Here is a 12,965-nt window from a genome sequence, read left to right as displayed (position 1 = left end):
AGCACAGAGGTGGTGAATCTATGTGGATGATATTACCAATATGCTGTTTAGCGATGTTGCATATTGCAGGAGATCATGTTGCAGTCATTCCCGATTTAGCCGGTATATTAGCGAATAAAGAAGTTTATGTTAGTACGTTGTATGTATTTATTATTTTAGGCTTGCTGTTTTCCACTATACTGGTTTGGGTTGGTGTGAAGACTGGAGAAGAATTAGTTGTTGTTATGAAAGAGTTGTACGGATTACGGGGAAAAAAAATATTAGCATTTGTGATATTATCTGTATGCATTCCTGCAAGTGCTTTAACAGGTGGCTATTATGCTTCTCAAATCTTACATTCTTTGACAGGTATCTCGCCTTTTTTTGCAAGTTTCATTTGTCTATCATTATTCTCTGTGCTAGCTGCTGGTTACGGGCGTTGTTTATTAATACTATCAAATTATATTGGATTATTGTTGGTTCCTTTAGTGCTTATTTTCCTAATTCTTTTCGAATTTAAACTCGATATTGTTATGCCGAGGCTCAGTAGTGTTAATTGGCTACTCGCTTTAGGACTATTAAGCTATAATGTTGGCGGTATGTGGTCTATTTTAGTTGTTGAAATGGGAGCATATTTATCACAAAAGGGTCATAGAGCTATTAGTTTGATTCTACTAGCAAAGTCTGTTGAGGGCGTATTTACGATACTGATTGCCTATTTAGTATTAGCTGCAAATATTTCTGGTCCATTGGCATTAACAGGTATTGTTAGTAAAGTGGGCGGTACTGTTATGGTATTTACTTTTAATATTATTCTATTTTGCACTTTTACAAATACAATGGTTCCAGCAATGCTAGTTAATGCTCGACAAGTTAGTAGTATTATACAACTATCTTTTTTACCAGCCTTAACATTAGCTGGAATTATTATATCTTTAGTAAGTTGCATGAATTTTATAACGATATTATGGATTATGAGTTATTCAGGTTTCATAATGATCATATTTATTATTTATACTGCGTATTTAGTACATAAATATAAGAAAAATCAGCAATAATGATAGTAACTATAGTTGGGTAAGAAAGGGATTCACATTGATAGTACAAAGCGGTATATTGTTAGTCATGTTCATAGGACAGTTATGTACGTTGGCTCCTAATTTCTATGGGACAATCATTATTTTAGCTTCTGCTTGTCTATATGCGTTGCTAGCTGGAGTTAGTACATATCCTTTATGGGTACTAATTACATTAGGGGCTTTAGTTTTTGTTGCAGAAATTGGGACAAGAGGGCTTAGGAGATATTTGACGCGTAATTATAACGTTTCAAAAACTTATAGTGTGAATACTACCGTATGTAATCTGGCTGGAATTATTGTGGCAGATGCTTTATTAGGTTCCATAATTGGTCTTACCGTATGGGAATTAGTAGTTGGAAAAGCATTAGTACCTTATTTAGACAGTATTAGTAAAATATTAGTGAGGTTAATGATACTGGCAATAATACGCTTTATATGTGGAGTAATTATGATTACTATTATATGCAAATACCTACTATACATATAGAGTTAAGTCAATATGTCATAATGCATCTAATGGTAAAGGTAATATTTTTTATAGGAGGAATTTTCGTGAAACCTTATTATGAGCTTGTGCGACACACAGGAAACCAAGATCTTTTTAGGGCTTTAGATCTGTCTATCGCTGCACTGCACAATGAAATACCTTTGCACATTCATGCAGAAGGACTGCGGGGGACAGGGAAAACAACGATCATGAGAGCTGTTAGAAACGTTTTGCCACCAATTATTCGTGTTAAAGGTTGCAAATATAATTGCCACCCTAACGCCCCTCATTGCCCCGAGCATCGGTGTCTGCCACTTGAAGAGGTGAAGAATATCGGTACTGAAATAGTACCTTGTCCTTTCTTAGAAATATCACATGCTGCTAAAGTTGGGACCATTGTTGGTAGTATTGATTTAGGGAAACTTACAAATCCACAAGAAGCTTCAGCAGCTATATTACCTGGTACGATACCACAAGCACATCGGGGAATTATATTTATTGATGAAATCAATCGGTTAGCTGATACATCTCCTGAATTAGCTGATATATTGCTTGATGTAATGGGAACTAAGCCAGGTCATCTTCAAATTGAAGAGGCTGGTATGCCAATTATTGAATTACCCGTATCCGTAAGTATTTGGGCAGCATCTAATCCAGATGAAGAGCCTGGAGCTTTAAATCGCATTAGAAGACAGTTATCTGATCGATTTGACCTTAGTATTAACATGGGACGTCCTAACAACTACTTATCTGTATATAGTATGCTAGAAAAAAATAATAAAAAAGAGACACTCATAGTAGATGGCCAGAGCATCGCTCCAATTGGCAGCTTAGATCAGATTGTTGTGGAAGAGCGAATTAGAAAGATCATTGCTAAAGTCTATGTTGATTTTAAATTGGAAAGCTTAAGGGCTGTTGAAACGATGGAATTTGCGGCTAGTTTATCTTGTTTACTAGCAGGACGGAAAACGGTTGAGATTGCAGATATCAGCAGCATTCTAACTTTAGCACTAGCTCATAGAATTGACGGAGAAACAATTGCTGCAATTTTAAAATATTTGGACGATATTAAGAATGGTTGCTTGAATCCACAATGTCTTACTACTTATTGTACTAGTGAGAAAGAACTAGATCATCCAGTGAAAGAGCAAGTGGATAAACAAGTTACATGGTGGAGATTTTTAATCAATATGTTATGCAGCAAAATAAGATTTCCGATTAAAAGCAAGCAACGAGCAGGGTACGCTGGGACTGAAAATGGGGCTTTATCAGGTAGTAATATAATAGATCCGACTAAGGCTACTATAATAGCTCCGCCAAATAAAGGCCTAGCTTTGAAAGAGTTGCCAGTTGAAGAATTTATTATTAGTGAAGGAAATTTAAATAATGATAAGCCGTGAAGGATATTTATCAGAGCCTCAATTCTTAATAAGAATAGCATCTATAATAGATAAATTAGTAAATTCAGTAAGTATGGGATTAGGGGTTCGCATTGGACAAAATACTGTATGTAGTCAAAAAATGCATAGTTTTCAGCCTGAATCTCCAGAAGAAGTAGAAATTCTACAAGATTTTGACGCTGGACAGGCCTTTTATCAGAGAGTAGAGACAGGTAGTATTTATCATTTAGATGTTTTTCATCAATGTGGCTTAGTTTCTCATAAACTCATTGCTAAACGAGTTCATGAAAGTATTGATTTATATAATGAACATTATGCTTTATTAGGTAATAGGATGGAAGGATATTATGATAATGTAAAAGCAGATTTTATTGATATTCAAACAGGTACAGGTGGTGGCCGCATTACAGGTAATTTAAATTTTGGTCGTAAATTATCCTTGCGAAAAGCTCACATCAATCATGTTCACCTTACAATTATGGTGCCAGCACCACATTTATCTTGCCTGATCTATATTATTATGGCAGTAGAAAACGTTATTTTATCATGTAATTTAGAGTTGCGATGTAATGAAAAGATAAAGATGATAAAAGGTGTAGGGAGGCAGAAAAGTGATTTGACAGCCTACATTGATGAATCGGATTCTCTATTAAAAGGAAAAGAGAACACGATGACTATCATACCCGATCAAAAAAAAGAAGAGGAGAATATTTTATTATCTCCTTCTGGTCTGGCAATGGATCTAAAGAAGTTTAGTGAAGAATATCATAGTAAAAGAAGATCTAAACCTGCTGGTAGTGTAAATAGTCAACGGGTAGCTCAGGATATTAATCAGAAATGGGTAATTGATCTCTCGAATCCTAACCGTAACGTAACAGAATGCGGTAAGCAGTTTAAGAGCTACTTAGAAGAGCAGCTACCCAAAATTGAAGCTCACTTAAAAAAAGTAGTACGAGAAACTAAAAAAAAATATTTCAAGTGTGGGAAAAGTAAAATTTATGAAAATAAAACAAAAAGCTTAGAGAATAAGAAATATATTCATCTTGATGCTAAAGACAATGAGTACGGAGAACTAGCAATTGGGGAAATGATTAACGCTGCTGCACGCAGAATGGTTCAAACAAATGAAACAATATTTCATTTTTCTCATGATGATGTCCGCTATTTTAATCGAAAAAAAAGAAGAAAAATTGAATTTTGTTTATTAATGGATGCTAGCTCTAGTATGGAAGGACAACGTATTGATGTTGCCAAATTATTAGCACGATATTTATTTTTCTCTACGAGGGATAGAATTAGTGTCATTGCTTTTCAGCAAAACCGAGCTTGGGTACAAACTCCTTTTACTCACGATTTTGGAGAGTTAGAACAAAGTTTAAATGAGATAAAAGCCTACGGAGAAACTCCATTAGCATTAGGTTTAACAGCTTGTCTTCAGTATATAGAACAGGAAAAAGCATATAATCCTTTTATCATATTAATTACAGATGGTGTACCTACGCTAGGCATGGTCACAAATAATCCCGTGTATGATGCACTTTTAGTTGCACAGCAAATAAAAAGTAAGAATTATGGTTTTACTTGTATTGGTCTTAAGCCTCACTTATCCTATCTAAATAAGCTATCAGAAGTTGCTGCTGGGAGTATTTTCGTAGTCGAAAATTTGGAAGAAATGGGTATACGTTAGTGGAGTGTAAAAACCTTTTTTACACTTTTTTTTTGCAAAAATTAAAAGGATTATCATACTTATATCAAGAATATTATAAGGTCGAAGAAAATTTATAATTATTTTCTTTAAGTTAAATACATGGATTATTTTGCATAATATCCTCATATTGGGTATAATGTTCTAGATAAAATGGAGGCTGTATGCCAAAAGTGAAACCGTTATGGCAGGTCATGCAAAAAAGTACGAATCTAAGACAAGAATTAAGTAATGCATTAGGTATATCAGATATAATTGCTCAAGTTTTAATCAACCGAGGTATAGTAGATACGGTCACTGCTAACGATTTCTTAACTGGCGGAATCGAAAATTTAGCAGATGCATATTTATTAAAAGACATGGAGAAAGCTGTTATCCGTATTGCAGAGGCAATCACACGTCGACAAAAGATCATTGTATATGGTGATTATGATGTTGATGGTATAACATCAAGTGCACTATTATATAAAGTAATTAAGGAATTAGGTGGAACGATTGAGTATTATATACCTGAAAGACAAAGTGAAGGTTATGGTCTAAATCATACCGCTCTCACATCTTTAATTCAGTCAGGTACAGAACTTTTGATCACAGTTGATTGTGGTATAAGTGCTGTTGATGAAGTAAATGCAGTTGCACATCAATTGGATATTATTATTACGGATCACCATCAACCACCTGCGGTTTTACCGTTAGCGTATGCCATTATTAATCCTAAGCAGAAAGACTGCTCTTATCCTGAGAAGAACTTAGCTGGAGTTGGGGTAGCATTCAAACTATCTCAAGCATTATCGCGCCACTATTATGGACACGATGATAAGTTTTTAAAATACCTTGATCTTGTTGCGATTGGCACAGTTGCAGATATTGTCTCCTTGACTGGTGAAAATCGTATTTTAGTGAAGCTAGGCTTAAACGCGTTCATCCATACTGAGAGTATAGGCTTAAAAGAATTAACCGTGGTCTGCCGAGTGGATCTTGGTAAGATTGATGCAGGTAAAATTGGTTTTGCAATAGCTCCACGTCTTAATGCTGCGGGCCGCATTAGCCGAGCTGACTATGGCGTTGAGCTGTTGATCACTAATAATATAGATCGAGCAAGAGAGCTAGCAACTTACTTAGAATGTGAGAATATTCAGCGTCAAACGGTAGAGAAAGATATTCAATCAGCTGCAGAAGGTGTTGTAAGTGAGCTCAATTTGAATATATCTAAGGTACTTGTTGTTGTTGGACATGACTGGCATCCTGGAGTTATTGGTATCGTGGCGTCACGGTTAGTTGAGAAATATTTCCGTCCTGTTTTTATGATTAGTATACGGGACGGAATTGGTAAAGCTTCCTGCCGTAGCATCCCTGCCTTTGATATATACGATGCTTTGAGCCAATGTTCTGATATATTGCTTCAATTTGGTGGTCATCGTCAAGCTGCTGGTTTTAGTGTTTTACCTGAAAATATTGAGGAGTTAAATGCTCGCTTGAATCATATTGCGTGTACTGTGCTAACACCTGATGATTTTATACCCATACTTACAATTGATTCATTGCTTTCTTTAGAGGAGGTAAATAAAGGATTCTTAGAACAATTAGGTTGCCTTGAGCCATATGGTATGGGAAATCGCAGTCCAGTCTTTGTGTGTAAGGACATAGAGGTGGAGCAGGTACGTACTCTTGGACAAGAAGCTCGTCATTTAAAACTTAAAGTTAAGCAAAAGAATAGTACAAATGATGTTGTTGCTTGGCAAATGGGTGAATTGGCTGAAGAAATACAGCCCGCAGAAAAAATAGAGATGGCATTTTTTCCTGAAATCAATGAGTGGCAGGGGCAGCAAAAAATTCAATTGCGTGCTTATGATATTCGAAAAAAGGAAATTACAGAAGTTGAAAGGCTATATTCATTACATGGACAAAAAGAACTGCAATTCAGTTGTTTGGAGGATTGTTATATTGCGGAAAATATAGTTGCTCTTAAGAATGACTTAAGCCAACAGCTTCATTGGGAATTAAAGGATTATCGAAATGTTGTTGATAAAACCACACATATAGTGAATTTAATAAAAATGCAAGAGAAAACCTTAATTTTCGTTAATACTCCTCAAGCTGCATTTGAACTGGCACAAGGAATACGAGAGTCTTTGTCGAAATATAAAGAGCGAATTGGTTTTTTTCATTCGCAATTGGATGAAACTTGGCGAAAAAAGGTTCAGGCATGGTGTAAAGAAGATCAATTTATTGTATTATGTACAACTCTTATTGGCACAGAAGATATTGCAATGGACGATATACGACATATTGTAGTCTATAATGTACCTCTCAATATGCAAAGTTTAGTACAGCAATGTAAGTTGGTAGGATATAATAAGACAATTAATATCCATCTTTTATTTAATCAAAATGATTTGAAGGACAATCATTCTTTATTACAAAAGCTCAGGCCAGAGCGCATCGTAATAGGTCAAATTTATTTGGTACTTAAAAACTATGCAGAAGATTTTATAACAGACTTACAAGTAGCTGAGCTGGTACGAAGCAAATATCAAACAGTTATTTGCAAATCATCCGTTTCAATTGCTATTGAAATACTTGAAGATTTAAATTTATTAACTCATGAAACATCAGGAAACAAAAGAAAGATTACGTTCTTGGCGGCTCCGAAAGAAAAGTTGGATATTGAGCAATCTAAAACGTTTCGTGAAGGTATGCTCCTTAAAAAAGAGTTTGCAGAGTTTGCCGAAAAAATAATGAATCTATCAAGTACTAAACTGTTGCAAGAAATGAAAGATATTATGTTTAGTATATAAAAATAATGATCCGTGGTTAAAAAGTTAAGAATATAAGTCAATTATCGTATAGAATGTATAGGAGGTTTATTTCATGGATTTTAAAGAAAATATTAGGGTGGTAACTGACTTTCCAGAAAAAGGTATTCGCTTTAAAGATATTACTACATTGTTGAAAGATGGAATTTGTTTTCACCAAGCGATAGATGCTTTAGCTGAACCGTTTCAAGGGCAAGGGATTGAATTGGTGGTGGGGCCTGAAGCGCGAGGATTTGTTATTGGTGCTCCTGTTGCCTATGCCTTAAAAGCTGGTTTTGTGCCAGTGCGTAAGCCTGGTAAATTACCCGCTGAAACATTAAAGCATGAATATAACTTAGAATATGGTAAAGACTCTTTGGAAATACATAAAGATGCAATTATTCCAGGCCAAAAAGTATTAATTGTTGATGATCTGCTAGCTACTGGCGGTACGGTGCAAGCTACAATTTCTATGGTTGAAGCTTTAGGAGGAGTCGTTGTAGGTCTTGTTTTTTTGATTGAGTTATCTTATCTTGAAGGACGTAAAAATCTAAAAAATTATAATATTACGTCATTGTTGAAATATTAGAGAGAATATAGTGTATTGAGGTGTGCATATGGGTTGTGACGGGCAAAATACGATCGAAGAGATTATACATAAAATACAATCCTATCAAATTGATGCTCCTATTGCAATTGTTCAACAAGCTTATGAGCTTGCTGCTGATGCTCATAGAGGGCAAACGCGAGCTTCGGGCGAAGAATATATTTGTCACCCACTAGGAGTAGCTAAAATATTAGCCGAATTACAAATTGATGCATTGACTATTAGCGCATCCTTATTGCATGATGTTGTGGAAGATACAGCTTTTTCCTTGGAGCAACTTGAAAAGTTATTTGGCAAAGAAGTTGCTATGTTGGTTGATGGAGTAACTAAACTAAGCCGAATTGAATATAAATCAAAAGAAGAACAGCAGCTAGAGAATTTCCGTAAAATGTTTTTAGCAATGGCAAAAGATATCCGCGTAGTATTGATAAAATTAGCTGATCGCTTACATAACATGCGAACTCTTAAGCACATGCCGGAACATAAACAACGCAGGATTTCTCAAGAAACCCATGAAATCTTTGCTCCTCTTGCTCATAGGCTAGGAATATCTAGTGTAAAATGGGAATTAGAAGATCTTGCATTTCGTTACTTGGAGCCTGAAAAGTATTATGAATTAGTTGAAAAAGTTAAGCAAAAACGTCGTGAACGAGAACAATTAATTAATGAGGCAATCAAAATCTTGTCGGCACGTTTAAATGATGTTGATATTAAAGCCGATATACAGGGACGACCTAAGCATTTTTATAGCATATATAAAAAAATGTTAAAGGGAAATAAAGATCTTAGTGAGATTTATGATCTGTCTGCTGTTCGAATATTAGTGGATACGGTCAAGGATTGTTATGGTGCCTTAGGTGTTGTACATACATTGTGGAAACCTTTGCCCTTGCGGTTTAAAGACTATATTGCGATGCCAAAAAGTAATATGTACCAATCATTACATACAACGGTAATTAGTACCGAAGGACAGCCTCTGGAAATTCAAATCCGTACAATGGATATGCATCGTACATCTGAGTATGGTATTGCGGCTCACTGGCGCTATAAAGAAGGATCTAAAGGTGCTAACAAGGATTTTGATGAAAAACTGACATGGCTTAGACAAGTATCTGAGTGGCAGCAAGATTTGCGAGATCCTCATGAGTTTATGGAAACAGTTAAAATGGATATCTTTTCGGATGAAGTATTTGTTTTTACTCCTAAAGGAGATGTAATCGATTTACCTGCGGGGTCCACGCCTATTGATTTTGCGTATCGTATTCACACTGGAGTCGGAAATCGTTGTATTGGTGCCCGTATTAATGGTAAAATGGTTCCACTTGAAACTAAATTAACGAATGGAGACATTGTAGAAATTGTTACAAGTAAAACGGGAAATGGGCCTAGTTGGGATTGGCTCAACATAGTAGGTTCTTCCGATACTAAAAACAAAATCCGCCAGTGGTTCAAGAAAGAAAAACGAGAAGAGAACATTATAAAAGGTCGTGAAATGCTCGAAAAAGAGAGCAAGAAGATTGGATATGACTGGCGTGAGCTAGCTAAAGGGGAAAGGTTAGCTGAAGTTGGGAAGAAATTTAATATACAAACAGAAGAAGATTTGATGGCTGCATTAGGCTATGGTGGTGTAACAACTCATGGCATAATGACTAAGTTAATTGAAGCTTACAAAAAAGAAGTAGGGAGCACTAAAGAGGCTTCTGATGTCTCTAAATTGTTAGCTAAACTTAAACCAAACAATAATACGAATAAATCAGGACATGGTATTTTAGTAGAAGGTGAATCCGGTTTAATGGTACGGTTAGCCAAGTGTTGTAATCCATTACCAGGCGATCCTATTATCGGTTATATTACTAGAGGTCGTGGAGTATCAGTACATCGTGCAGATTGTACTAATATTTTAGTTCAGCCCGAGGAATATGAACGAATGATTGAGGTAAGTTGGGATTTAACCGCCGGTAATCTATATAAAGTAATTATTGAGGTTACAGGTGTAGACCGTTCTGAATTATTATCAGATATTCTTCTAGTTACTTCTGAAAGCAAAATTAAAGTTAGCTCTGTAAACGCTAAAGTCTTAAAAAGCAATATAGGTTCCATTACATTAACTTTAAATATTAGTAATTTAAATCAATTAGAGCATATTATGACTAAGATGCGTCGTGTTAAGGATGTATATAGTGTACATCGGACTATGCCTAATTTAGGCGGTGTGGGATGAGAGCGGTTGTTCAGCGTACATTACAGTCAAGAGTAGCTGTTGATAATGAAATAATAGCTACCATTGGGCAAGGGTTGACAGTGTTATTAGGTGTAGGACATGACGATTCACAGGAAGATGTATCTTATTTGGCAGAAAAAATTGTAAATTTACGAATTTTTTCTGATAATAGTGGTAAAATGAATTTATCACTATTGGATATAAAAGGAGAATTGTTAGTCGTTTCACAGTTTACTTTGTATGGTGATTGCCGGAAAGGACGACGTCCAGGCTTTGATGGAGCAGCTCCACCGGAATTAGCTTTAAAATTATATGATGCTTTTGTTGAGCGTTGTAAACAGCTCGGTGTTATTGTCGCTACTGGAAAATTTCAAGCAGAAATGACAGTGTCCCTAGATAACCATGGGCCAGTTACGATTTTACTTGATAGTAAAAAAAAATTTTAGGAGGTGAAATTTTATGAAGGTTATTCGATTAGAAGTGGGAAACCTGAGGGCTAACTGTTATATTGTTTACAGTAAAGAAACTTTAGAAGGAGCTGTAATTGATCCTGGTGGTAATGCTCAGGATATTATCAATGTCATAAGACGAGAAAACATTAAAATAGTGGCTATTATTAATACTCATGGACATGCAGATCATATTGGCGATAATGATAGAATAATGGAGCATACTGGTGCGCCTATACTAATTCATAAAGATGATGCAAATATGTTAATCAGTGCTCAAGGTAATTTATCTATGTATATTGGTAATAATCTTATATGTAAGGCGGCAGATCGTCTATTAACAGATGGTGAAATCATTCAGGTTGGAGAAATGAAGTTTCAAGTAATACACACCCCAGGTCATACTCCTGGAGGAATATGCATTAAAGCTAATGACGTTGTATTTAGCGGTGATACCTTATTTGAACAATCTGTAGGTAGATCTGATTTTCCTGGGGGGTCACATCCGCAATTAATAAAAAGCATTAAAGAAAAGTTATTAATTTTGCCTGATGCTACTAAAATATTGCCTGGACACGGATCAGAAACAACCATTGGAAATGAGCGTTATAATAATCCATTTATTCAATAACCTTATATGAATGGGGGAGGTCTATGTCATTTAAATCATATGATATATGGTTTAAAATCGGCATTTTATTATTAGGACTTTACATAATAATAAAGGTTACGCCGATTTATTTTCCTATCATTCTTGCTATGATATTGGCATTTATTTTAAATCCACTGGTAAATTATATTACTAACATACGATTTGGTCCCCAAAACAGACATATTGGTCGAGGTATTTCTGTAATATGTGCATTTTTAATCCTTATTTTATTCCTTTTGGTAGTGGGGACTTTTGTATTATTGCCCTTCATACATGAATTTGATAAATTTATTATTGATTTACCTAATTTAATATCAAAAATACAAAACATCGCTATTAAAATTCAGCAACGTGCTCAATTATTAGACCTTCCGGCAAATATTAACACGTTTATTGAGCAGGCGATTGCTAGTGCCGCTTCTTTTTCTGCTGATTTAGCTAGACGTATATTGCAAGCTGCATTTGGCTTTGCATCAAGTATCGTTGAACTTGTAGTTGTACCTGTCCTTGCTTATTATTTTTTAAAAGACTGGAGTATTTTAAAAGATAAGATCGTATCATTATTTACAGTAGAATCTCGAGAGAGAGTTCGTAAAATTATTGAGGAAATGTCTCTGGTTATTAGTGCTTATATTCGAGGACAAGTGATCATCAGTATTATTATTGGTATTTTTGTATTTAGTGGTATGTATATGCTAGGGGTGGATTATCCTTTGGTGCTTGGGCTTCTTGCAGCGTGTACAGAATCAATTCCCATTATTGGACCTATTATTGGTTCTGTTCCAGCCATTATGCTAGCGTATTTAATTTCTCCCACGTTAGCATTTAAGGTGATTATCTTTTATATTCTTGTGCAATTAATTGAGAACCAGATTGTTGTTCCGAATATTATGGGGCATACGATTGATTTACATCCTGTTGTGATTATTATTAGTCTGTTAATTGGTGGCCAGTTATGGGGAATTATTGGCATGATGTTAGCTGTCCCAGTGGCGGCACTCTTGAGGGTATTAATTAGACAGTTATGGATAACAAATGAAAGATAGGTGGATAAAATGGCAATTGACATGATGGATATTAGACAAAAATTTCAAGAGAAGCAATATAAGTTAACACCTCAGCGTAGAATTATTCTAGAAGCTTTCGTTGATCATCAAGATGAACATTTAAGTGCAGAAGATGTACATACAATTGTTCGGCAACATTCATCTGAAATAGGACTAGCCACTGTATATCGTACTTTAGAATTATTTAGTGAATTAGACGTTCTGCAAAAAATGGATTTTGGTGATGGACGCAGTCGTTATGAAATTAATGAAAAAACTACACCGCACCATCATCATCACTTGATTTGCTTATCTTGCAATAAGGTAAAAGAATTTGAAGATGATTTATTAGAAACTCTTGAAACGGTGATTTCCCGCAAAAGTAATTTTACTATTGTTGATCATCAAGTGAAATTCTATGGATATTGTGACGAATGTCAACAAAAGCGTGAGATTAGCGAGTAACTTTTAGCATTGCTAGCAAGGTGAGCACTAGGGAGTTAACAGTGATAAGGCTGTGTTAGTAACTGATGTTGCTATGAGGC

General features: G+C 35.3%; 11 protein-coding genes. All 11 read left to right on the top strand.

Annotation, left to right across the window (positions count from 1 at the left end; translation table 11 throughout):
* Nucleotides 1–20: 20 nt before the first annotated feature.
* The 11 genes from BMZ99_RS12065 to BMZ99_RS12015 all read left to right on the top strand — a co-directional run bounded on the left by BMZ99_RS12065 (nucleotide 21) and on the right by BMZ99_RS12015 (nucleotide 12,885).
* Complete coding sequence (locus BMZ99_RS12065; protein ID WP_090937282.1) at nucleotides 21–1,037, top strand: hypothetical protein; 1,017 nt, start codon at nucleotides 21–23, stop codon at nucleotides 1,035–1,037.
* 37 nt (nucleotides 1,038–1,074) lie between these two features.
* Complete coding sequence (locus tag BMZ99_RS12060) at nucleotides 1,075–1,545, top strand: DUF456 family protein (RefSeq protein ID WP_090937279.1); 471 nt, start codon at nucleotides 1,075–1,077, stop codon at nucleotides 1,543–1,545.
* A gap of 65 nt (nucleotides 1,546–1,610) precedes the next feature.
* On the top strand, nucleotides 1,611–2,945 hold the full coding sequence (locus tag BMZ99_RS12055; RefSeq protein WP_090937276.1) for an ATP-binding protein: 1,335 nt from the start codon (nucleotides 1,611–1,613) through the stop codon (nucleotides 2,943–2,945).
* Entirely contained in the window at nucleotides 2,932–4,632 is a 1,701-nt protein-coding gene (locus BMZ99_RS12050; protein WP_090937273.1) for a vWA domain-containing protein, read from the top strand. The genes BMZ99_RS12055 and BMZ99_RS12050 overlap by 14 nt, the downstream gene beginning before the upstream one ends.
* Nucleotides 4,633–4,814: 182 nt before the next feature.
* The gene (gene recJ, locus BMZ99_RS12045; protein WP_090937270.1) at nucleotides 4,815–7,448 is read left to right on the top strand and encodes a single-stranded-DNA-specific exonuclease RecJ; all 2,634 of its coding nucleotides are present in this window, start codon (nucleotides 4,815–4,817) and stop codon (nucleotides 7,446–7,448) included.
* A 73-nt stretch (nucleotides 7,449–7,521) separates the two neighbouring features.
* A complete protein-coding gene (locus BMZ99_RS12040) occupies nucleotides 7,522–8,034 on the top strand; it encodes an adenine phosphoribosyltransferase (RefSeq protein WP_090937267.1) in 513 nt (170 codons plus the stop codon).
* 28 nt (nucleotides 8,035–8,062) lie between these two features.
* Nucleotides 8,063–10,273 carry a RelA/SpoT family protein gene (locus BMZ99_RS12035; protein ID WP_090937264.1) on the top strand — a complete coding sequence of 737 codons (2,211 nt, stop codon included), beginning with the start codon at nucleotides 8,063–8,065 and terminating at the stop codon, nucleotides 10,271–10,273.
* Nucleotides 10,270–10,719: a D-aminoacyl-tRNA deacylase gene (gene dtd, locus BMZ99_RS12030; RefSeq protein WP_090937261.1), complete on the top strand. Its 450-nt coding sequence runs from the start codon at nucleotides 10,270–10,272 to the stop codon at nucleotides 10,717–10,719. The genes BMZ99_RS12035 and dtd overlap by 4 nt, the downstream gene beginning before the upstream one ends.
* Before the next feature lie 13 nt (nucleotides 10,720–10,732).
* Nucleotides 10,733–11,353 (top strand): MBL fold metallo-hydrolase, encoded by a 621-nt coding sequence (locus BMZ99_RS12025; protein ID WP_090937259.1) that lies wholly within the window; start codon nucleotides 10,733–10,735, stop codon nucleotides 11,351–11,353.
* Between the two features lie 23 nt (nucleotides 11,354–11,376).
* Complete coding sequence (locus tag BMZ99_RS12020; RefSeq protein WP_090937256.1) at nucleotides 11,377–12,420, top strand: AI-2E family transporter; 1,044 nt, start codon at nucleotides 11,377–11,379, stop codon at nucleotides 12,418–12,420.
* Nucleotides 12,421–12,429: 9 nt separating this feature from the next.
* Nucleotides 12,430–12,885 carry a Fur family transcriptional regulator gene (locus BMZ99_RS12015; protein WP_090937253.1) on the top strand — a complete coding sequence of 152 codons (456 nt, stop codon included), beginning with the start codon at nucleotides 12,430–12,432 and terminating at the stop codon, nucleotides 12,883–12,885.
* Nucleotides 12,886–12,965 lie beyond the last annotated feature (80 nt).

Source organism: Pelosinus propionicus DSM 13327, assembly GCF_900114615.1.
In the GTDB taxonomy this organism is placed as follows: domain Bacteria; phylum Bacillota; class Negativicutes; order DSM-13327; family DSM-13327; genus Pelosinus; species Pelosinus propionicus.
Note: the sequence above shows the minus strand (reverse complement) of the source record. Positions and strands in the feature narration are given on the sequence as shown.